The following is a 22,588-nucleotide window of genomic DNA, read 5'->3' on the forward strand; positions in this document are numbered from 1 at the left end:
TTCATTGTCTGAAGAAGCTGACACTGTTTTAGAAAGAGTCATTAAACAGATTAAAAAGGTGATTGAAGCTCCAGATTTTTCATTTTCTAATATGATTGGACTTGGAATAAGCTCACCGGGACCAATCAATGCAGAAGAAGGTATTATTCTTTCACCGCCGCACCTTCCCTTATGGACAAATGTAAATGTAGTATCTATTTTTGAGGAGCAATTTCAAACGACTGTAAGCTTGGAAAGGATGCAAACTGCATGCTTTTAGGGGAGTGGCATTATGGAAGAGCGAGAAAATCGACTATGTACTTTATTTCATGATTGATTTTGGAATTGGAAGCAGCTATATGATAAACGGTCGTCTTATTCGCGGTTCAACGCATTTAGCAGGAGAAGTAGGATTCAACGGTCAACGGTCATGGCAGAAAGATAATATATCAGGAAAGCCTTTATATTCTATACTGCCTATCATAGAAGAGACAAAAGCAAAAATACATCAAGGGTTGGAAACATCACTGCCCAAAGATATAGAAACGATCGAAGATCTCCTGCAGGAATATGGTAAAGGTGATGCATTAGCAGTACGAATTATAAATGAAAGCATTGAAGATGTCGGTCAGGCTGTTGCAGACAAAGTAAATTTCCTAAATCCAGAGCTTGTAGTAATTGGAGGGAGGTTAATTTCTGCATTACCGGACTTTTCCACGAAAGCACAGGAAGTAATTAAAGGTTGTATATATGCTGAAATGGCTGACGCTGTAACGTTCATTCCTTCTTCATTTGAACGGGAAGCAGAAGCAGTGGGAGCGTCTGCTTTAATGATAAAACGGGTTCTGCATTGAGTAAATAAGTGCAGACCTTCCTTTTTGGAAACATATTAAAATCATTTTAAAAAGTAAGGATGATGCAATATGTTAAGTGGGAGGCGGAACACATGAAAAAAAACAATGCCTTTAGGACTTTCTTTTTTTCTATTAGTAGGAGTAGCCGGCTGCAGCATTGGTAATTCTGATGCAGAAGAACAAAGTACATTGACCTGGTCTACAACGGCCGGTTATTCACCGGAAGCACCATCTGCAGCAACCGGAGAATATATTTCCGGTCAGATAGAAGAGTTTAATAATACGCATCCAGATATGGACATACAAATTAGTCTTCAATCAAGTAATACGGATGAAGCGATGGCCAGGCTCCTCGAACAGGCGAACACGGGACGGGCACCGCATATGGCCGCTATTGATGGTTATATGCTTGAGCGCTATATGGATTATCTTCAGCCGTTGGATGACATGATGGAGGAACGTGGGATAGATCCAGACGACTTCCTGCGTTTGCTGAGGAAGTTATTCGTGGTGACGACGGCAAGATTTATGGTTTATATATGAGCACAGATACAAGAATGCTTTATTATGATGCAGAAGTTATTGAGGAGCCCCTGCCACATGGGAGGAAGTAATCGAAGTATCTAATGATATTCAGACGCAGGGGTACCAGGGCCTTGTACTTCCGGTTGGTATTGGGGAAGGAACATCTGTTACTTCGTTATGGCCCATTTTTTGGGCCCAGGGTGGAGAGCTGGTGGATGATGACGGCAGACCTGTTTTTGGAGAAGGGAAAAACAGAGAAGCGATGATTCGTACATTCGAGACGCTTGATCAGGCGCAGAAAGAAGGTGCTGTAGCAAAACGTATGGCAAGCGCCGGTGTTGAAAATGATGCAAATGGAGAAGTGGCAGCCGGGAACACAGCAATGTTTTTGGGAGGCAGCTGGCAGGCCTACTATACAAGAAATTTTAGGAGATGATTTTGACAATTGGAAGTATCTTCCCTGCCTGTTTTAAATGAAGGAGATGATCCTGTATCAAGCGCAGGCGGATGGACCTGGGGAATATTTGCAGAGGACCCGGAAAAACAGGAAGCGGCTTTTGATTTTCTGGTGGATTCGTTCATCAGCGAAGAAGGCATGGGAGAATTCACGTCCATACAAGGTTCCCTGCCGGCAAGAGAATCTGTATATGATTCTGAATACTACGAGGCAGGTCCATTCAGCGATGAATTTTTAGCCTCATTGGAAACAGAAGCGGAAGTGCGTCCCGGAGCTGCGAGATACAATGAAATAATCCGTCCAGCTCCAAACTGCCATTTCCCAGGTGATTTCAGGAAGCAAAGAGCCGGATCAGGCGGTAGATGATGCATGGGAAATTGTAACGTTTGGAGAGGAGAGGACTGAAGAATGAGTGTGAACGAAGAAACGTTAAACCGTCAACAAACGAAAAAATGGTAACGCGTAAGCAAAAGTTTTTGATACTCCTTATCCATGGCTGATTCCTTTGTTAATTGTTCTGATTGCCGTCTTCGTATACCCAATTTTTCAAATTATTCATTTAAGTTTTACGAACACAAATATGATTCAGCTCGGATATAACTACACGTTAGAGTCTTACCTTCGCCTATTTACATTGCCTGGTTTTCTGCCGATGATTGGGACTACTGCTTTTTTTGTTTTCTTCAGTGTTACCTTTCAATTGGTGGCGGGGTTTTATTGTTGCGCTGCTGATTGTACAGGGAGAAAGATGAAAATAAGGGGCACTGTTATTGTCCGCACATCTGTACTGGTGGCATGGGCCATTCCCGGCGTTGTCATTGGAGTTATTTGGGGAATGCTTTATAACGAAACTGATGCCGGTATCATAAATTATGCTTTAAGCACTATAGGACTTGGTCCTATCTCCTTTTTATCCGATCCTACCATGGCTCTCTTATCTGTTACGCTTGCCAACATCTGGAGGGGAACGGCGTTCAGTATGATTTTAATGTATGCGGGATTGAAAACGGTTTCAAAAGATATACTGGAAGCAGCCATTATAGACGGGGCTAACGCCTGGCAGCGGATGAAGAGTGTTATTCTGCCGGCCATTGCTCCAATTATTCTGGTGAACCTCATTATTATATCAATTGATACATTTAATACGTTTGATATGGTAATGGCGTTAACCGGAGGAGGCCCCGGTAACAGCACGGAAGTTATTGCATTAAGTATTTACACCGCAATTTTTAGAGAGTTCAATTTAGGAGAAGGCGCAGCTACAGCTGTTGTACTTCTTGTCATCAATGTAGGAATGACCATGGTTTATTTAAAAGTACTCGGAAAAAGGGGTGCGGTGGAATCATGACAAACACACAAAAAACAAAATGGGCCAGAATCGGTTTGTATATAAGCTTTGTTTTAGTGGTACTGGGGTTTTTATTTCCACTGTTATGGGTGCTTTCGCTGTCGCTTCAGACAAGGTTTGAAGTGCTTCAAGTTCCGCCCAGCATTATACCGACGAGTTTCGCTTTCGAGAATTATGTAGAAGTGCTCGATACAGCGCCGGTGCTTCAATATTTATGGAATTCGTTTCGAATAGTCATTTCTACCGTTATACTGACCCTCATCATAGCGGTTCCTGCAGCTTTTGCTTTGTCGAGATATAAAATGAAATTAAAAAATCATTTTATGGTGGCTATTTTAATGACACAGATGGTATCAGCTGTCGTCATTACCATCCCTATATATAGATTGTTTGCCAGCTGGGTCTTAATCAATCAGCTATGGCTGGTCATCATCATTTATGTAGCGGTTGTACTGCCATTTACTACATGGTTTTTAAAAAATTATCTGGATACCATTCCTAAGGATATGGATGAAGCAGCTATTATAGATGGCTGCAGTAGATGGCAGATGCTGACGAAGGTGCTTTTTCCAGTATGTATGCCCGGTATTGTTTCTGTTGTAATTATTGTGGCCGTACAAAGCTGGTCCCAATTTGTTATTCCATTCATTCTTATAGACGACGCCTCTTTATACCCGGTATCTGTTGGTGTGGTTAACCTTCAGTCTACTCAGACTCAAATTACGACTCATTTATTAGCAGCCGGAAGTATTATGTCCATCGTGCCCGTCATTATTTTATTCGTACTGCTGCAGCGCTATATCGTAGGTGCTCTGACAAGCGGCGCTGTGAAAGGATAATAATTAGATAAATGGAGAGGATGAAATCAATGTTCTGGACAGAAGAAAAACTTGCGCAGAGAATCAATGAATTAAAAGATTACAGGTATAAAAATATACAAATGATAGAGAGTTTCGATACGGTGGAAGAGGAGGCGAATGAGGAGATAATTCAGTCCATGCCTGAACAAGAAACAAAGAAATGAAGCTGGGAGACCGTTGGGAAGGCCGTGACCGATATATATGGTTAAAAACGAATCTGACTATTCCGAGTGACTGGGAGCAGTATACGCCAGTCGGTGTATTTGATTTTGGAAAAACAGGCCACGGCCATAATTCTGGATTTGAATCTTTACTTTACATCAACGGAGAAGCTTTACAGGCTGTAGATGGAAATCACAAAGAGTTTTTCTTCCCAAAGCATTTAATTGGTATTCCTCTTGTATTGGAATTTCGTCTTTGGTCCGGGCTGGAAGGGCTTAAAGGAAATCAGGAAATACAAGAGCACAGGCTGCAGATGGCATTCACAGCCTGCCTGGATAAAGCAGCTGACGATCTGTTTTATACAGCAGAAGCGGCGCTGGAGACCATTAACGTATTAGATGAACGAAATATACAAAAGGAACGGCTGCTTCAAGCATTGGATCGTGCGTTTAGGCATTTGGACTGGAGAAATCCAGGGAGTGAAGACTTCTATACTTCCATTCAACGTGCAAATGACGAGCTGCAGCAGGATATTGACAACATGCAGGAAACCCATCCATTGACGGTTCAGGCTGTGGGACATACTCATATTGACGTTGCATGGCTCTGGCGGTTAAAGCATACGAGAGAAAAAGCCGGCCGGTCGTTTTCCACGGTGTTAAAGCTCATGGAGCAGTATCCGGAGTATGAATTTCTACAAACACAGCCTCAGCTGTATGAATATATAAAACAAGATTATCCTGAACTGTTCAAACAGATGCAGAAACGAATTGCCGAAGGCCGCTGGGAAGCGGGCGGTGCGATGTGGCTGGAAGCCGACTGCAATATTCCGTCCGGAGAATCCCTTACCCGGCAGTTATTGTACGGCCAGCGATTTCTGGAAAAAGAATTAGGAGTGGAGCGCTGTCGCTACTTATGGCTGCCGGATGTGTTTGGATATTCGTGGGCACTGCCGCAGATTTTAAAAAAATCAGGAATAGATACATTTATTACGACAAAGATCAGCTGGAATCAATATAATCGCATGCCGCACGACAGTTTCAAATGGAGAGGAATAGACGGTACGGAAATAACGGCCCACTTTATTACTACGCCGGATGGATCAAAAAAATACACCTACAACGGAGAAATCACAGCGACAAGTATTCAGGGGATTTGGGATCAATACCGGGACCGTTCATTTAATGATGAGTTACTGCTCGCCTATGGTTACGGCGACGGTGGAGGCGGGGTGAACCGTGATATGCTGGAAAGAATCCGGCGGTTCGATAAAATGCCCGGCCTGCCTAACGTCAAAACAAGCAGAGTGGATAAGTATCTAGACGGACTGCACGAACGGATGAATACAACGGAGCAATATATTCATACCTGGGACGGAGAGCTTTATCTGGAATATCATCGGGGGACGTATACGAGCCAGGCACATAATAAAAAAATGAATCGGCAGGCAGAGCTTCGATACCGTCAGGCTGAATGGCTGGATACGCTGGTTTATTTGAAGGATGGGAATTGGTCATCCGATCGCCAGAAGAACTTTCAACAGGGATGGAAGATCATTCTTCGTAATCAATTCCATGATATTATTCCTGGTTCCTCTATTAAAGAAGTATATGCAGACAGTGCTGCAGAATATCAAGAAGCATTTGCTTTAGTGAAAGAAAACGAGAAGCAGGCAGCAGAAGCACTAATGGATCAAAATAATCATACAGAAGGCTTTACTGTATTTAATTCCAGTTCTCATTCAAGAGATGTGCTTGCAGCATTGCCTGGTTCCGTAACGGGATGGCAGGATCAAACTGGACGGGAGCTGAAACTTCAAACGAGTCAAGATGAAACAGATATCGTGCATGTACCGGAAGTACCATCTCTTGGTTATAAAGTAATCTATCCATCCGGCCAATCTTCCAAGTCTGAAGAACCGTTAACTCATTTGGATGGAAGCACGTGGGAAACACTATTTTACCGAATTCAATTCAACGATTACGGTCAAATCCGCAGTATATTCGATAAAGACAACAAACGTGAAATCATTGCCGATAACGCAAATATTCTGGAAGTTTTTGAAGACAAACCGCTGCATTTCGATGCCTGGGATATTGATATTTTTTATAAAGAAAAACGATATATAGTAGATCAGCTGAATAAAATTGAGTTGGTGGAAAATGGTCCGTTACGCGCCGTTATTGCTCTGCAGTGGTCCTACCAATCTTCTACTATCCATCAGCAGATGGTTGTGTATCATCATTCCAGACGAATTGATTTTGAAACCGTTGTAGACTGGAACGAACATCAGCAGCTGCTGAAAGCTTCTTTTCCTGTAAAAGTGCGTTCTACAAAAGCCACATATGATATCCAATACGGTAATGTCACGCGTCCTACACATTGGAATACGAGCTGGGACATGGCAATGTTTGAAACAGTTGGACATCAATGGGCAGACCTTTCGGAAAGAGATTATGGGGTAAGTCTTCTGAATGACTGCAAGTACGGTTATGATATTAAAGATCATATTATGAAACTGACGCTGCTTAAGTCAGCTATAGAGCCTGATGCTACCCAGGATCAAGGAAAGCACACGTTCACCTACAGCTTATTTCCCCATAAAGGAGACTGGTATGAAGGAAAAACTGTTCAGGAAGCTATGGATTTAAATATACCAGCCCATGTTGTCCAAGGAACAGCAGGTTCCAGCGATTACAGCTTTCTGTCTACCGATGCCACTAACGTAACAATTGATGCGGTAAAGCAGGCAGAGGATGATTCGGGAATAATCGTAAGGATACATGAGCACGGGGGAGCGCGGGGAGACGTTACATTTACTAGTGATCAGCATTTTTCCACATGTATGGAGTGTAATCTTCTTGAAGAAACGGAGAAGGAATTAACAGCAGGCTCTAATCTTTCTCTGCATTTTGAGCCTTATGAGATAAAAACATTGAAATTAACAATTTAAGTGTTATAGTCCGAAAATAGGATGATTTACAGCAAGGATTCATTAAATGAGTCCTTGCTTTTTATGTCGTGTTTCTTAATGAATATCAAAATAAATACATATAAAGTCTAGTTTTCTTTCAATGGTGAAAGCCGACGAAGAACCTGCGAAACCACGGCCAGCACGGGTAGTTCGATCAGCGGGCCAATAACGAGGACAAGTGCGATTAAGGGCTGATCCGGAAAGGCCGTTACAGCTAAAGCCAGGGCTAACGGCGAATTTCGGGCCAATGTCGATAAATGCAGGCTGACGGTATCCTTGTATGAGAAGCGAAGCCATTTTCCCGCCAGCCGGGCTGTCAAAAAATTAATCACATAGAAAAGGAGAATCGGAATCAGCAGGAGATAGGTAATTTCCAGATTCTCTAACAACACCTTGCCCTGAGAGGCAAACATCGCCATAATTGCTAAAGCAAGAAAAAGTCCCTGCGCTTTAGAAAAAAATGGAACAAGCTGCTGTTCCAGAACAGCTTTTCTGCGTTTGAATATGTATCTCGTCAGCTGCGCCAGGGTGAATGGCAGAACCACTACGAGCAGAATGCTGCTTACAATCCCCGAAAGGTTAATGCCTTCTATAGTACCGGCGAATAAGAAGAGATAAACCGGCAGCAATAATAGCTGCAGCATCAGGTTCACCGGCAGAATAGAAGCAGCCAGCGGCACATTTCCTTTGGCAGTGGAGGTGAAGATTAAATACCAGTCGGTACAGGGTGTCACCATCAGGATAAGAAATCCAAGCCAAAGTGCCGGATGGTTTGATAGAAATACAGCTCCAAGTCCATAAGCTAGAACGGGAGTCCAGATAAAATTGATGCCGGCACTTGCGCTGAAAAATCGAATGTGGGTAAAGGCCTTTCCCAGATGTTGGAGGGGAACAGCTAAAAATAATCCGTACAGCATACAAAACAAAAATGGAAGAATAAACAGACTGGCCTGTGATGCGATAATCTGCCATTGTCCAATGACCAACCCCACGCCAATTGCGGATAAGAGGAAAATAGTATGCCATTTTTCGATGAGGTTCAGTTTGATTATCTCCTTTCTTATTCTGGATTCAGCTAATACCGTCTCGTGAATAATCCAGGGTATTCGATCACGTATCCGTTCTCGTCGACCGAGATAAAAGATGCAAATTCTTTATGTTGGAAATGAAATACTCTATCTTCATTTTCACGTTCAATATACGTGTAGGTTTGTTTTACTTTCTGGACGTCCAGGGATGGAATAGAAATATAGACCATCTCAATCTCTCGCTTTTGACCTGGATCCCACGTGTGTCGTTTGATAGGAAGCGAATTGGAAAAGGGAGTCGCAGATATATCAATATCGATGGCACCGTTCAAATAGTCCAGTTTTACCCCATGGTGGTCATACCATACTCCGGTTCCTGTAGATGTAAGCTGCAGGCTCGGGCCATTTTTATCTATAATCCGGACATTGGTAACTTTCCATGAATTGTTGAGGGTCATTTGATACCAGATTTGTACGGGAAAGCCGGTTTCTAGAGAAATGACTGTGCTTTCCACCTGAATCATGTGTTCTGTCCTGGAAATATACAAGTACTCGCAGCCGAATGTTTCGATATTTTCCCATACCATTTCATTCGGAAACATAACATGTCCTCCTTATTCACTTTTTGGGGCACGAAACACTGGGTTCATTTAGTTTACTACTAAAAGAAACAATAGAATATAATTATGTGTGAAAAACGGTCAGGCGTATTACGAAAGCGGATAGTAAAAGTAACGTTTTAATGAAAATAGGTAAGAAAACCAATAAATACTATTAAAGAATAGCCTCCCATACCAGAAGCGTTGTATAGTTCAAAACGATAATCATCCGGGTTGTTACTTTCTTTTTTCCATACATAAATATTGTATACAGTCCATATCAGAATCACTGCCAACAGACAGATAATTACTACAAATCCAGCAGAAGATGGAAGAAAGCCGGCAGCTGCGCTTAAAGGAAAGGTTAATACAGCAAACCAAAAGCTCACTCTCTGATGCCTGGCACTCGCATGTTTTTCGACTCGGAAGGATCCGTTTCGTTTTATGTACCATCGTTTTACCAGCCAGTGGATGCCGTATAGCCCACCAAGCCATATAGTTAAAATAAGAAAAAGCATTCCTATAAAGTAATTGATTTCTGCCTGCATGCAATCCCTCCTCTGAACAAGTATTTCCTAATTATGGATATATAAAACTTATCTTCCCAGGAGAAAAGACTTGCCTGCTGGTTGTTCATGTGGTAATTTAATAGAGTGATCGTTATATCTAATTTAAAAGGAGGCATCTATGAGCCGGAAAAGAGAGGATCTGCTTGTTCATGCTGAAAAATTATTTTATGAGCATGGATTTCACGCGATAGGGCTGAAAGCTATTGTCCAGGATGCAGGGGTTGCGCTGATGACGCTGTACAATCACTTTGATTCCAAAGAAGATCTTATTTTAGAAATATTAAACAGACGTGAAAAAATGTATTTTTCTATGCTGAAAGATACCGTTCGCAATGAAGAAGGATCCATCGAGCATAAGCTGGCTTCCGGCCATATACAGTGGTTGAAAACCAGTGCTTCGAATGGCTGCATGTTTCTGCGGGCAAAAGAAGAATTTTCCAGTACGCCTGATCATCCACTCGTGAAAAGCGTCTATATCCACAAAGAAAAAATGATTCAGTTTTTTGAATCGAATCATATGAGTAGATCTGCGGCTGTCCAATTGGCTTTATTATTAGAAGGCAGTACGTCATTAGCGGAAACGCTGAATGTACAAGAAATAGAAAAAACGCTTTATGCCATGGTTGAAAACATAAAAAACAGCTGAATGTCTGTTTTTTTAACCATTAGTATAATGATCGTTCTATCAAAAAAAAGGAGAATAAATATGTGGAAAATTATATTTCCCGGAATCGCCATGATAGGTATTGTATATGCTTTCGCCAGATTTAGTTTTGGTTTGTTTCTGCCTGATATTAGTGAGTCATTGGCCTTATCAGAAAGCCAGGCGGGAATAGTTGGATCCGCGGCTTATGCTGCCTACACGGCTGCCCTTTGTTCAGCTTATATATTTATTCATACATTTACCGCACGCCGAGTGGTATTACTCGCAGGTGCCACAGCACTTCTGGGAATGATAGGTATCGCTTTTTCTACGGGGTTCTACATCCTTATGATCAGCGTTTTTTCAGCCGGTCTCGGGAGCGGCTGGGCATCTCCTGCGTTCAGTCAGGTGATCAGCCAGTCTTTAACATCTTCCCAGCAGAATAAAGGAAATACGTGGATTAATACCGGCACCAGTTTTGGGTTAATGGTGACCGGTCCAATAGTTTTATTATTCACAGACCAGTGGCGTTGGAGCTATTTATTATTTGCATTCATTACAATGATAGTCTGGTGGTGGAATGCTGCCGTACTTGAAAAAGAAAAAAAGAAAATTAGTGCCGTGGATCAAAAAACAGCATGGCCTGAGATGCTAAAAAAAGGCCGTTTTCTAATAGCTGCTTCCCTCGGAGTAGGGTTTAGTTCCTCCATATACTGGACGTTTTCCAGAAGTTACGTTGCTGTCATCCATGAATTTACGATGAACCAAAGTATCATTTTTTGGATTGTGATGGGTGCTGCCGGTATTATTGGAGGCACGGCAGGCGGAATTATCCAAAAAACAGGCCTCTCTTTTGCGTATAGAGGCGGAGTGTTTGTCACAGCAGCATCTATTATTTGTCTGACTATACCTGTACAGCCTGCGGTTTACCTGTCTGCGGTGTTATTCGGAATATCCTATATTTTTATGACGGGGTTATTTATTGTATGGGCAACAAGTGTTTTTTCTGATTTTCCATCATTAGGAGTGAGTCTCTCCTTTTTGGCACTTGGGGTCGGACAGGCATTGGGATCAGGGGCTGGAGGGATAATTATTGAAAGAGCATCGTATCCGTTTGCGTTTATCACATTTTCTCTCCTGGGGATGTTTTTTATAGTATGCAGGGTAGAAGAACGAAAAACAGGTACTAAAGGGCTGAATGAAGGCCGTTTTGTTTGATCAATAACGGATTAGGGGATGAATAAAGATGTTCAATTGAACGTTTATTATCAAGAATGCACAGACAGGGGAGCGTAACTTTGAGCGCAACGTTAGCTATTTTCTTATTTATCACTGCGGCTGTTGTTTCAGCAGTATCTGCTGTTCGATTATCTACGCACGCGGATAGTATCAGCAGAAATACGAAGCTGAGCGGCTTTCTGGCCGGCACGCTTTTATTAGCCGTAGCAACTTCGCTGCCGGAGTTGACGGCTACTATTTCCGCAAGTGTAATAGGCAATGCAGATATTGCAGTAGGCAATGGATTGGGAAGCCTATTGTTTAATATTTTTGTATTATTTGCTTTAGACATTTATTTTCGAAAAAAACGGTTGTTCCTAACCGTCTCTCATGATCACACTTATACTGGTATTATTGCTTTATTGTTAAGTACAGTGGCAGCCGCTGGGTTATATCTGCAGTCCAACCTTACATTGGCAGGCATTAGTATGACGAGCCTGGCCATTGCTGTTATTTATATTCTGGGTATTTGGTTTGTTTCGAAAAAACAACCTCAAGCAGAGGAAGAATCTGGTCAAGCAGAAGAAAAAAACGATGCCGCTTCGTCAGCAAAAGATCAAAAGGAAAATACAGCGTCTTCGGTTAAAGGTTTTCTTCTTTTTGCTGTGATCATTTTTATTTCAGGAAGTGCCCTGTCTATTACAGGTGATATTATGGCAAATACGACCGGTATTAGTGCAACTGCCGTAGGAAGTATTCTGGTGGCACTGGCAACATCTATTCCCGATGCTGTTGGGGTATTTGTTGCATTAAGGCTGGCGAATGCGAACATGGCAATTGGGGCTATATTGGGGAGCAATATCTTTAATATAGCTGTTATAGTAATCGGCGACTTGTTCTACCAGACAAACAGTATATGGACGGACACAGAGGATCAAACCATTTTAGTTGCAGGAGCCGGCTTTTTCCTGACAGTGTTAGTGATGGTGATTATAAAGCGCGATCATACACGAAACAGCTTTACTTATATTCTGCCGTCTCTCATAGCAGTCACAGGATATATTGCTTTTCTCATTATTATTATTTCAGCAGGTTAAATTAGTGGGCAGACGATTTCAAAAATACTATAAATAATTTCCTGCAAATTCGTTGGTTAGAAAACGTTTTACTCTAATATGGTAAGGGTATGTTTGTAATATAAGATAATATAAAACAGTACTTTGGAACAACTATATATTAGGCGACAATGAATGGATATTAAGCCATCGCATAAGCCAGAAAAAGAATCTTTATTCTTTTTCTGGTTTTTTGTCATTTTATAGGGGATTTATTAAAAGCTGGCTGCAAAAAAAAGAGCAGGGTTCCAATTATCTTAGGGAAAGAAGAATTAATAACAGAAAAATTTATTATTATATGAAAGGAAGATGTGCTATGAAACAATATCAACGAATTCTGGTTGGGGTAGAGGCGCTTGAAGGAGTGACCCACAATGCTTTTGAAGAGGCATGCAGCATTGCAAAAGCAAATGAAGCAGCTCTTATTATTGCTTTTGTAATGGACAAAAATGGATACGCTATGCTGGAGAGAACAGACCCGCGCGGTTTTGAGCAGCTGAAAAGTGAAGCCGTCGCAAAGCTTAAGGAATATGAAGAGGAAGCTGTAAAGCAGGGTATTACTGATGTGCAGGCTGTGCTGGAGGTAGGTGCTCCTGCAAGAATGCTCGTACAGGACTTGTGCCAAAAGCATCAAACGGACCTGATTATCATAGGACAGACCGGCGGAACAAAAATAGACCAGCTGCTTCTCGGAAACAAATCAAAAAAGATCCAGAAGAAATCTTCCTGCGAAGTTAAAGTAGTTGCTGGAAATACCTCGTCAACCGTGCACGTATAAAATGAAATAACGGACGATGCCTCTCGTATATTATATACGGGGGGCATTATTACTGAATAACATTTTATTCGGGCGGATGGACAATCAATACATCACATGCGGGCGCCGAAAAAGCATTTTGTACTTTCTTGTTACGTTGATCCAATAACTCCTATCATGGCTCTTCGGTTGTCATGCAGATAGAAGCTGCGCTGTGAACGGTCTATTAGTTCGAATCTATCTGTTTCAGACGGTTTTTGTATTTACGCATGGAGAAGTGATCGTTCTGCTCCAAATGGGAGACTTTGTTCTGCAAATAGATAAACGTTTGGAATAGCATGGTTGTCTTAAAAGCTACGGATAAACTCTGTTCATTAACTTCACTGTTATGAGATGAGGCTGCAATGGAAAAATAAAGCAGCATTTTCGGATCCGCCTCGATTGTAGGGGCATCAAGCGCTATAAGCATTGCCAGGTTTAGTTCAGCAGCAAGAGGATCCTCCTTCTGCAGAGAATAATGGAGCCATTCATGCGGGTAAAGGTAAAATCCGTAAAAAGGGGCGATTCTGGCCACTTCTGCATGTTGGGATGCTTGAAACAGAAGATCTTCCATATCATTTGGTGGACGTTTCAATGCCGCAAGCATCTCTTCATAAACGGCGTAACGCATAGAGTATTTCATTATAAAAACCCTCTCTGAAAAAATTTGATGGACGTACAGTCTGTCAAAGTCTCAAAAAAAGATAAATTGGTGAAATGCTGATACCGTGCTGCGTCTATAGAGCGGCTTTTTGTGGAGGTAAGGGTAGTTGGCTGGAAGGATTATATAAGAATTAGATAGATGAATGACGAAGTAAAAAGAAGTTGGAAACAGGGAGAATTACTTAAAAGTCTGCAAGAACGTTTCTATATTCACTGCGATTTTTTAATGTATTTTACATACATATTTAATGATTATATAACGAATTATAGAATAATCCGGAAGTATGTCAACTGCATTTGTCAGATTCTCATGAACGTTCTCTTTTATATAGACAGAATGAAGGAAGGAAAAAGGGGAAGGAATACTATATAGTTAACTTCTCCATGTAGTGGGAAAATCCCTCTTGCAATTGGCTAATAATTGTTATTAGTTTGGAAAATGGAGTGCTGATTCTGCAGATGATTTAATTCCATAATAATGAATAGATAGCAAACAAATGGTAGAATTGTATTACAGATTAATAGGAAATATAATTATTTGTTTTAAAAGGAAATGATTGTTAATGAACAATATATGGTGGCGGACTCTTTTTGCAGTAGTTATATTTCCAGTAATGTTTACTGTTATATCTTTAATCATTGAAGGAACGGTGCCGGAATGGCCTGTTTTAGCCGGTTCAGCTATTGCAGGAGCAATCAGTGGTATTTTTATTATAAAACCTGATAATAAAGTTAAAAAATAATCACTGTACATATATGTTCCAGTTCAGGTTATCGTATTCGACTACAGGCGGAAGAAAGGATGTTGTAGTATCTTCCAATTGAAGAAAAAAGCGATCGGTCTATTTAAAGGAAAGAAAGGAAAAATAAAAAACATTATCCTGGAAAACTCAGGTCCTCTGCTTCTCATTGCTGGAGCATTATCAAATCCAGTTTTTGCATTTAATAATGAATTATGGGTGACGTATACGTTATATCTAGCTGCTATTTTCTTTATATTTCTGCCTGGGGTATTAAAATATAAAAAAGAGAAGCATTATCTTCGTATGAGTATTATGCTGTTAAGTATAGGATTATTAATGGCAGGTTTTATGATAAAAACGGCTCCTCTAAACTACACATTAGCCGGATCGGCGCTTGCGCCTCTGCTTTTTCTATACATTTTGGAAAAGAGAAGCAAACTAAAAGAAGAAAAAGCAAAGCAAATACCACAGTAATCCAAAGCCGTATGATCTTAATACTTATAATAGAAGGAGGAACCACCGTGAAAGCGATCGGACTGGATGGATGCAGGGGAGGCTGGCTCGCCGCTTTTGCCGAAAACGGCAGTGTGTATAACATAGAGATGCTAACCAGCCTGAGGCAGCTCCGGCCCGAATTGAATACATCGATATGGGTGGATATGCCGCTCGGCCTGCCTGCAGCCAGCGAGTATCCGCGGCAGGTGGAGGCACTGGCGCGGCAGAAACTGGGGAAACGGCGTTCCAGTGTTTTTCCGGTGCCGTGCATAGAAGTACTTGCCTGCCGCAGTTATCAGGAAGCGAATTTATTACATAAACAGTTAACCGGAGCAGGGCTGCAGAAGCAGTCCTGGTTTCTGTTTCCGAAGATAAAAGAAGTGGAGTCTTTTTCCATTGAATCATCAGTAAAAGAAGCACATCCGGAAGTGCTGTTTGCAGATGTGAATGGAGAGCCGCTGTCAGCATCCAAGAAAACAAACCAGGGCATTACGCAGCGTCTGGGTCTGCTCAAGCAGCTCGATCCCGACATTTACAGCCTGTTTACGAAAACAGTAAGTCTGTATCCACGAAAGATATGTGCACGTGATGATATTATCGATGCTTCCATTTTGGCCATAACCGCATGTCATCCTGAATGGAGAGCTGACGGAATCGATCAGCATCCGGATTATTCTGCTGAAGGACATGAAATGAATATGCGAACGGTTAAATACATACCGTAAACAACTTGCCGGCTAAGCGCACGGAAGTTGTTTTTTTATAATAGACACGGGCCGAAAGTTCAATCAATAGAATGGCACCACAGGAGAGTGGTACAATAATGGGCAAAGATAGGTAGTAAAGCAGTGACTTCCGCCGGAAGCGGACGGGAGTATTGAATAGATAAAGGTGGTTCATATTTTGAGAAGAATGATTTTATTGGTGTCCGCTGCACTGGTTGTTTTTTGGACGAAACCAACATGGGAAGAACCTGCTGGCAGCTTTATGCCTGAACCGTTAAACGATGTGATAAACAATGGCTTTGACTTTGAGAAGATGACAGAGGATGCGGTCGCCCTTTTAAATAATGTGACAGGTTCAGAACGAGAGCCGAAACAGGAAGCTGTAGAAGTAGAAGAACCTGAACTGACCACCCCTGAGGATCAATCCTTTTCTGTAGGTAATGTAGAACTCGGTGACACGAAGCAGGATGTAGAAGACATGTATGGGGAGTCTATGCGCGAAAGCGAAAATGAATACGGAATAAACTGGTTAACTTATCACGAAAACTATCAAAATTTTATGATGGTTTCGTATAATGAAGAAGGTGTTGTGCAGGGACTTTACACGAACCAGAATTTACTTTCCTCCCAGTACGGAATTACGTTGGGAGACTCAAAATCATACGTAAATGAAACCTTGGGAGAACCGGAGGAAATGATCCGCAATGGCAGATTTAACTATCAGATCAACAGTGAAGGAGAATACGACGTTCATCAGATGGATGGCAGCTATGTCACTGTATTTTATGATGTTCATGAAGAGGATGAAGTAACTGCTGTTCAGATTATTGACGAAAACCTGGAAGCAGCGAAAGGAAGTTTTTATGCAGACAACAGTGAATCCTTAAAAGAAGGGTTTGAATACCAGCTGTTCGACTTAACCAATGCTGCCCGTGTCCAGCATGATCTTCCCGTGCTGGAATGGAACGAAGAAGTAAGAGAGACGGCCCGTGCGCATAGTACCGACATGGCAGACAACCAATTTTTCAGCCATACGAACGAGCAGGGGCAGTCTCCTTTTGAGCGGATGGAAGAAGATGAAATTACCTTCACGCGTGCCGGAGAAAACCTGGCATATGGACAGTTCAGCAGCGTGTTCGCCCATCAGGGGCTGATGAATTCGATGGGACATCGGGAGAACATTCTGAATGAAAGCTTTACAGAGCTTGGCGTTGGCGTTGATTTTAATGAGGACAATCAGCCATTTTTCACAGAAAATTTTATAACGATATAATAAAAAACGCCTTTCGTCGAGAAAGGTGTTTTTTATGTAAAAGATTAATTTTTAGATTTTTCTTTTTCTACAATCGCCTGGATATTTTCCAGCGCTTCCTGCATTTTATCGACATCTTCCTGCGGAATTTTTGAGAAATACTTTTCATGCAGCTGCCGCTCTGCTTCTTTAAACTTTGTTTTCCAGTACTGGCCGCGTTCCAGCAGCTGTAAAATAACTTCCCGGCGGTTTACAGGATTGACGGTGCGCTCCAGAAACTGTTCCTTCTCCAGGTGGGAAACAGCCTGGCTGGCCGTGCTTTTTGAAATGTAGAAGTGGCGCGCTACATCATTGATGCTGCTCTCCTGATGATGAAACACAAACCAGAGGATGCTGACCTGCCGTTGATTCAAGGGAAGATCCGGCATAGGAAAATCACTGATGATGGTGTTATGGATACGTTCGGTTATTTCAATAACGCGGTATATGTCTGCAGGCTGTGAATTCAATAGATAATCTCCTTTAAATAGAAAATATAGATACATAAAGCCTATCATGAAAAGGCAGAACAGAGAACTGTATAAAATGGAAACGGTTAATTATTAAACAGTTAAAAAAATAAACTGTTTATCTATTTAATTATTAAGCAAATTACGTTAGAATGAAACCTGCATGAAAAAGAAAGGGGACCGCCTATGGAAGAACACGGAAAAGTATTTTCGGAAATGATGGAAAGCTACCGTAAAATACATCACTCCCTGCTGCAGCTTTTTCCGTTTCCGGATATAAGCTTAACCAAACGCCAGCAGGTGATGCTGCTATATATCCTCAAGCAGGAGAACGTTACAATGACCGGCTTGGCAGAGTACTGTGACATATCGAGAAGCGCGGTAAGTCAGACTATTACAAAACTGGAACAATTATCTATTATCAAGCGTGTCATTAATAAGGAAAACCGTAGAGAGGTCCACATCGAATTCGGCACAAAAGGGCTGGAGATGAAAGATCAGTTCGTTCAGATGGAACAGAATCTCATTGAACAGTACCTCGTTAAAATAGATATAAAAGATCTTAAAGTAGTCCAGAAAGTCATGCGTACTTTTGAAGAAGTTATTTCTGGAGAAGGCCATAAACCACTACAAGAATCAGAGGAGAGAAACAGTAAATGAAAATATGGGATCTTTCAATAAAACGTCCAAAGTTTACGATTGTGATTATGCTTGTGTTATTAATATTAGGTGCTGTGTCCCTGACGCGTCTGCCTATTCAGTTATTTCCGGACGTGGAAGCACCTGTAGCTGCAGTAAGCACAAGCTATCCAGGCGCCGGTCCGGAAGAAGTTTTAAATGATGTAACAGAAAACCTGGAAGAGGAACTTTCTAGTGTTTCCGGACTCGATCAGCTTACTTCCCAGTCACTGGAAGGCTCATCGATTGTCATAATGGAATTTACAGCGGATACAGATATTGAAGATGTAGAAACAGAAGTTGTTTCCACGATTACTCAGGCAGATCTGCCTGATGATGCTGGAACACCGGCTTTTCTTCAGTTTGATCCATCTATGTTCCCAAGCATCCAGCTGGCTGTTTCCGGAGGAGGAGACGAAGTACCGGCTTTTCAGGAAGAGACAGCCTCTCTTGAACGGGAACTTTCCCGGGTTGATGGAGTCGCAAGCATTTCTGAATCAGGCTCTTTAACGGAGCAGTACGAAGTCATACTGGACCAGGCCGAATTAGAAAATGCAGGCATTTCCCAGTCGGATGTCGTTCAGGTTATCCAGGGCCAGGAGGCCGCTGTGCCGGGCGGAGTTATCGTTGATGAAGAGCAGGGAGAAACCATTTCCACCCGTATTTTAAGCGAGCTTACCTCCCCTGAAGAAATTGAAGAGCTTACCGTTTCCCAGGATCCGGAATCCGGTGATGCGGTTCCTTTATCCGATGTAGCGGAAGTATCGCTGCAGACTGAAGAGGAAGATGTCATTACGAGGGTGAACCAGGAGAGTTCCATTCAATTGGACGTCATGCAGGAATCCGATGCAGACACCACCCAGGTATCGAGCGATTTTAATGAAGAACTCGACAGCCTGCTTGATGAAAGCGAATATTCTGATCTGGAAGCGGTAAGCCTGTATGATGAAGGCGAATACGTTCAAGACTCGATAAACAGTGTTATTACTGCTCTTGTCAGCGGTGGTATTTTGGCCATGGTCGTGCTGTTTGCGTTTCTTCGTAATTTAAAAACCCCGTTAATTATCGGGATTGCCATACCGTTTTCGATTATTACCACCTTTGCATTGTTTTTCTTTACGAACATCAGCTTGAACATGATGACGCTTGGAGGTCTGGCACTCGGTATCGGGATGCTCGTTGATAACTCCATCGTCGTTGTCGAAAATATTTACCGTCACTTATCTATGAAGAAAACGCCGAAGCAGGCAGCAGCCGATGGAACTCGTGAAGTAGCAGGAGCGATTACCGCTTCTACATTAACGACCGTTTCCATCTTCCTTCCCGTTGTCTTTATTACAGGACTTGTCGGAGACCTGTTTGCCCCATTATCGATCGCAGTGGCATTCAGCCTGATTGCTTCTTTGTTCGTAGCAGTGACCATCGTTCCGATGATCGCCAGCAGAATTTTAACAGCGCCGAAAGAAGAAGTGGAAAAAAAGCGCAAAAACTCGCCAATGATGAAAAGAGTCGAACGGGTTTCCCGATGGACTCTGCGCAGAAGAGCGGTCGTTATTGCAATAACGCTTGCTACTTTAATTATCGGAGCGCTCGGGCTGACAACAACCGGTGTTGAATTTCTGCCTGATTCCGATGAAGGTATTGCTCTTGTAGAAGTAGAGCACGAAGAGGGCACGACGCTCGGAAGAACTGAAGAAACCATTGCCCAGATAGAAGAAGAGCTGGATGACGATTCAGATATCGAAAGCTATTTAAGTACAATTGGGTCGACTTCCCAGCAGGGAGGCTTAAGTTCCGAAAGCCACACTGCTGAAATAATTGTTAATCTTGTAGACGCGGGAGATCGTGATACTACAACAGCAGAATTTACCGAATCACTTGCCGATGAGATTGAAGATATAGATGACGCCGCGGATATTGAAGTACAGGACTTTGCCCAGGCTGGACTTGGTGGGGAGCCGAACACATACTCATTCACTATTGAAGATCCGGACTCTGAGCGTCTTGCTACTAAGAGTGATGAAATTGTAGAAGCGCTCGAAGATGAAAGCATCATCCGCAGTGCAACAAGTACGGAAGAAGAAACAGCACCTGAACTGCAGGTATCTATTGACCGGGAAGCTGCAGAAGACGAAGGCCTTGCGCCGGCGCAGTTTGCAGAAGCTGTTAATACAGCTACCGGCGGGGAAGTTGCAGGCAGCATTACTACCGACAGCAACGATACGTATAACGTAAATGTACGATACGCAGATTCCGTGCTGGAAAGCGCCGGAAACTTTGAAGATATCTCTATTCCAAATCAAGAAGGAGATTATATTGCTCTATCTGATGTAGCAGAAATTGAGGAAGGTCAGACCCCGGCCGTCATTAACCGGGCTGATATGATTACAAGTGCAGATTTTGATGTACTATATCAGGCCTCAAGTGATTTAAGCGACGCATCAGAAGTGGTGGATGACGTTATTGACGATGTGGGACTAGCAGGCGACGCCGAGTTTGTAGTAGGCGGAGACCAGGCAATGATTGATGATTTAATAGGCGATGTCTCTCTGGCATTTGTACTTGGCTTAATTTTCATCTATCTTGTGATGGCAGCTCAGTTCGAATCATTTAAATATCCGTTCATCATTATGTTTACCGTACCGTTATTTGTAATAGGCGTTATGCTTGCGTTAACTATCACGCAGAATCCAATAAGCGCCATGGCGTTAATAGGGGTGATTGTCCTCGCCGGAATTGTCGTCAACAACGCGATCGTGCTGGTGGACTACATCAACCAGCAGAAGCAAAAAGGACTGCCGACGGTAGAGGCAATTGTATCCGGTGTACAAGACCGGACAAGACCGATTCTGATTACGGCTATTACTACCATTCTCGGTATCATCCCATTAGCACTTGGTATTGGAGAAGGCGCAGAGATCATTCAGCCGATGGGTATTGTTATTATTGGCGGTCTGATCAGCAGTACCTTCCTGACACTATTTGTTATTCCAGTTATTTACAGCTTATTTGATAAATCAACAAGAAACATGAATAAGAAGTTTATGACACCGGATGGACAGGTGGTTTACAAACGCGATCTCGATAAGGATACGACTTCAGTACAGCCGGTCGATAAGCGGGAGAAATATTTGGCTTCAGAACATGCGTCAACGCAGGAGACGATTGAAACAAAAGACACAGAAACAAACAATGAAGTAACAACAGAGACTAAAAACCAGAATACAAAAGACCAGTACTCAAAGGATGAAATTGTTGGAATCCTCGAAGAGCTCGTTAAAAAAACAAAATCCTCTTCTGATGATAAAAACAATAATAATACCCGCGAATAATAATCATGTAAAAAGGAGCTGTCCCAAGAGGGACAGCTCCTTTCAGGTTGTTGAGAAATGAAAGAAACAAGGTTGTTTTTTCCCGTGGATCGTTCGATCCACGTTTTTTTCACTTCTTTCGCAAAAAATCGTCCTCTAAGCCGACCGTTTGGCGAGATAGAGGGCGATTTTTTTCATGTTTTGACAGGCAGCGGTGAGATGGGCTTGCGCTTGGACAGACGGGTGCCCGCGATACCGCGTGTACCGAAAACCGTGGAGCTCTTTGGCATCGCCAAAGCTCCGTTCGATGGTCTGGCTGCGTAAATGGTACAAGGCTTTTCCTGTCTTCGTTCGTTTTCTTGCTCGCGCCCGGTCTTTCCCATCCTCCCATATATGTCGGCTAATTAACCGGGAGGAAGCGGCAGGCGAAAAACAAGTCTCCCGCATCGGACAGCCCTGACAGTCCTGCGGGCGGGAACGATACTGACGATATCCTTCCCGATCGTAAGGCGGTAGGTCAACATACAGCCCATCGGGCATACATAGGCTTTTTTGGACGCGATGTATCGAAACTTCCGTTTCGGCAGGTACCGGCGGCTTTTTCCGTAGCGACGGTATCCCATCACCGCATAAATTCCCTGCTCTTCGAGCTTTTTGCACAAATAGCCTGTAAAATAGCCGGCGTCGAGCGCCACCGCCTCTACCGGGAAATCAAACGTAGCCCGCTGCACCTCCAGTCGGTCCAGATACGGATCCGCATCGTGGACGTTACCGGGCGTGATATAGGTATCGGTAATGATATTATATTTGGCGTCCACCGTCCGGTGGTCGAGGTAGAAAAATCCCTGCGGTTTGCCATCTCGCATCATGAATCCACTATCCGGATCAGTCCGACTGATTCGGGTCATCGCTGGGTCGGCGGGCTTCCTCTCCTTCCGGGGTCCGAGCGCTTTTTTCCTTCTTTTTCCCGATCGGCTTGCACTTCGGCTTCCAGTTCTGCTAGATAGGCAGGAACTTTGGGGGATTTGGCTTTACGTAGAAATTTGTTTTTATTGGCATTCGCTTTGACATGGGTGGAGTCACTC

23 protein-coding genes and 2 pseudogenes are annotated in these 22,588 nt (G+C 42.7%); 19 read left to right on the forward strand and 6 right to left on the reverse strand.

The window, feature by feature from the left end; genetic code table 11:
* The first annotated feature begins 4 nt into the window (after positions 1-4).
* From MMY81_RS05580 to MMY81_RS05620, 9 genes and pseudogenes are all read left to right on the forward strand, one after another.
* Entirely contained in the window at positions 5-259 is a 255-nt protein-coding gene (locus tag MMY81_RS05580) for an ROK family protein (RefSeq protein ID WP_252311958.1), read from the forward strand.
* 4 nt (positions 260-263) lie between these two features.
* On the forward strand, positions 264-833 hold the full coding sequence (locus tag MMY81_RS05585) for an ROK family protein (RefSeq protein ID WP_252311959.1): 570 nt from the start codon (positions 264-266) through the stop codon (positions 831-833).
* Between the two features lie 105 nt (positions 834-938).
* Positions 939-1,376 (forward strand): type 2 periplasmic-binding domain-containing protein, encoded by a 438-nt coding sequence (locus MMY81_RS05590; RefSeq protein WP_252311960.1) that lies wholly within the window; start codon positions 939-941, stop codon positions 1,374-1,376.
* A gap of 61 nt (positions 1,377-1,437) precedes the next feature.
* Positions 1,438-1,794, forward strand: a pseudogene (locus MMY81_RS36225) (extracellular solute-binding protein); the annotation flags it as partial.
* A 9-nt stretch (positions 1,795-1,803) separates the two neighbouring features.
* Positions 1,804-2,181 (forward strand): type 2 periplasmic-binding domain-containing protein, encoded by a 378-nt coding sequence (locus MMY81_RS36230; RefSeq protein ID WP_252311961.1) that lies wholly within the window; start codon positions 1,804-1,806, stop codon positions 2,179-2,181.
* A gap of 382 nt (positions 2,182-2,563) precedes the next feature.
* Positions 2,564-3,163: a carbohydrate ABC transporter permease gene (locus tag MMY81_RS05605; protein WP_252311962.1), complete on the forward strand. Its 600-nt coding sequence runs from the start codon at positions 2,564-2,566 to the stop codon at positions 3,161-3,163.
* Positions 3,160-4,002 carry a carbohydrate ABC transporter permease gene (locus MMY81_RS05610; RefSeq protein WP_252311963.1) on the forward strand — a complete coding sequence of 281 codons (843 nt, stop codon included), beginning with the start codon at positions 3,160-3,162 and terminating at the stop codon, positions 4,000-4,002. The genes MMY81_RS05605 and MMY81_RS05610 overlap by 4 nt, the downstream gene beginning before the upstream one ends.
* A 29-nt stretch (positions 4,003-4,031) precedes the next feature.
* Positions 4,032-4,187 carry a hypothetical protein gene (locus MMY81_RS05615; RefSeq protein ID WP_252311964.1) on the forward strand — a complete coding sequence of 52 codons (156 nt, stop codon included), beginning with the start codon at positions 4,032-4,034 and terminating at the stop codon, positions 4,185-4,187.
* On the forward strand, positions 4,184-7,138 hold the full coding sequence (locus tag MMY81_RS05620; RefSeq protein ID WP_252311965.1) for an alpha-mannosidase: 2,955 nt from the start codon (positions 4,184-4,186) through the stop codon (positions 7,136-7,138). Before MMY81_RS05615 ends, MMY81_RS05620 begins: the two co-directional genes overlap by 4 nt.
* A gap of 107 nt (positions 7,139-7,245) precedes the next feature.
* On the opposite strand, the gene MMY81_RS05625 is transcribed toward MMY81_RS05620, so the two are convergent.
* From MMY81_RS05625 to MMY81_RS05635, 3 genes are all read right to left on the reverse strand, one after another.
* Positions 7,246-8,202 (reverse strand): arsenic resistance protein, encoded by a 957-nt coding sequence (locus tag MMY81_RS05625; protein ID WP_252312005.1) that lies wholly within the window; start codon positions 8,200-8,202, stop codon positions 7,246-7,248.
* A 32-nt stretch (positions 8,203-8,234) separates the two neighbouring features.
* Complete coding sequence (locus MMY81_RS05630; protein WP_252311966.1) at positions 8,235-8,789, reverse strand: putative glycolipid-binding domain-containing protein; 555 nt, start codon at positions 8,787-8,789, stop codon at positions 8,235-8,237.
* Positions 8,790-8,926: 137 nt separating this feature from the next.
* Entirely contained in the window at positions 8,927-9,334 is a 408-nt protein-coding gene (locus MMY81_RS05635; protein ID WP_252311968.1) for a hypothetical protein, read from the reverse strand.
* 139 nt (positions 9,335-9,473) lie between these two features.
* Between MMY81_RS05635 and MMY81_RS05640 the strand changes: the two genes are divergently transcribed.
* The 4 genes from MMY81_RS05640 to MMY81_RS05655 all read left to right on the forward strand — a co-directional run bounded on the left by MMY81_RS05640 (position 9,474) and on the right by MMY81_RS05655 (position 13,109).
* Entirely contained in the window at positions 9,474-10,001 is a 528-nt protein-coding gene (locus MMY81_RS05640) for a TetR/AcrR family transcriptional regulator (RefSeq protein WP_252311969.1), read from the forward strand.
* A gap of 60 nt (positions 10,002-10,061) precedes the next feature.
* Positions 10,062-11,216 carry an MFS transporter gene (locus MMY81_RS05645; RefSeq protein WP_252311970.1) on the forward strand — a complete coding sequence of 385 codons (1,155 nt, stop codon included), beginning with the start codon at positions 10,062-10,064 and terminating at the stop codon, positions 11,214-11,216.
* 80 nt (positions 11,217-11,296) lie between these two features.
* A complete protein-coding gene (locus tag MMY81_RS05650; RefSeq protein ID WP_252311971.1) occupies positions 11,297-12,313 on the forward strand; it encodes a sodium:calcium antiporter in 1,017 nt (338 codons plus the stop codon).
* 334 nt (positions 12,314-12,647) lie between these two features.
* Positions 12,648-13,109, forward strand: coding sequence for a universal stress protein (locus MMY81_RS05655; RefSeq protein ID WP_252311973.1), 462 nt, complete (start codon positions 12,648-12,650; stop codon positions 13,107-13,109).
* Between the two features lie 205 nt (positions 13,110-13,314).
* On the opposite strand, the gene MMY81_RS05660 is transcribed toward MMY81_RS05655, so the two are convergent.
* Positions 13,315-13,770: a hypothetical protein gene (locus MMY81_RS05660; protein WP_252311974.1), complete on the reverse strand. Its 456-nt coding sequence runs from the start codon at positions 13,768-13,770 to the stop codon at positions 13,315-13,317.
* A 583-nt stretch (positions 13,771-14,353) separates the two neighbouring features.
* Here MMY81_RS05660 and MMY81_RS05665 point away from each other — a divergent pair.
* The 4 genes from MMY81_RS05665 (at position 14,354) to MMY81_RS05680 (ending at position 17,026) form a co-directional block, all read left to right on the forward strand.
* The gene (locus MMY81_RS05665) at positions 14,354-14,533 is read left to right on the forward strand and encodes a hypothetical protein (RefSeq protein WP_252311975.1); all 180 of its coding nucleotides are present in this window, start codon (positions 14,354-14,356) and stop codon (positions 14,531-14,533) included.
* A 78-nt stretch (positions 14,534-14,611) separates the two neighbouring features.
* Positions 14,612-15,007 (forward strand): hypothetical protein, encoded by a 396-nt coding sequence (locus tag MMY81_RS05670; protein ID WP_252311977.1) that lies wholly within the window; start codon positions 14,612-14,614, stop codon positions 15,005-15,007.
* 47 nt (positions 15,008-15,054) lie between these two features.
* Positions 15,055-15,753: a DUF429 domain-containing protein gene (locus MMY81_RS05675; protein ID WP_252311978.1), complete on the forward strand. Its 699-nt coding sequence runs from the start codon at positions 15,055-15,057 to the stop codon at positions 15,751-15,753.
* Positions 15,754-15,940: 187 nt separating this feature from the next.
* Entirely contained in the window at positions 15,941-17,026 is a 1,086-nt protein-coding gene (locus MMY81_RS05680) for a CAP domain-containing protein (protein ID WP_252312006.1), read from the forward strand.
* Positions 17,027-17,070: 44 nt separating this feature from the next.
* On the opposite strand, the gene MMY81_RS05685 is transcribed toward MMY81_RS05680, so the two are convergent.
* Positions 17,071-17,514 (reverse strand): MarR family winged helix-turn-helix transcriptional regulator, encoded by a 444-nt coding sequence (locus tag MMY81_RS05685; RefSeq protein ID WP_252311979.1) that lies wholly within the window; start codon positions 17,512-17,514, stop codon positions 17,071-17,073.
* 186 nt (positions 17,515-17,700) lie between these two features.
* Between MMY81_RS05685 and MMY81_RS05690 the strand changes: the two genes are divergently transcribed.
* Both MMY81_RS05690 and MMY81_RS05695 read left to right on the forward strand, forming a co-directional pair.
* Positions 17,701-18,174, forward strand: a complete 474-nt coding sequence (locus MMY81_RS05690; RefSeq protein ID WP_252311980.1) for a MarR family winged helix-turn-helix transcriptional regulator — start codon at positions 17,701-17,703, stop codon at positions 18,172-18,174.
* A complete protein-coding gene (locus MMY81_RS05695; protein ID WP_252311981.1) occupies positions 18,171-21,524 on the forward strand; it encodes an efflux RND transporter permease subunit in 3,354 nt (1,117 codons plus the stop codon). The genes MMY81_RS05690 and MMY81_RS05695 overlap by 4 nt, the downstream gene beginning before the upstream one ends.
* 122 nt (positions 21,525-21,646) lie before the next feature.
* Here the strand turns inward: MMY81_RS05695 and MMY81_RS05700 are convergent.
* Positions 21,647-22,588, reverse strand: a pseudogene (locus tag MMY81_RS05700) (IS1182 family transposase); the annotation flags it as partial.

The organism is Sinobaca sp. H24 (assembly GCF_023845525.1).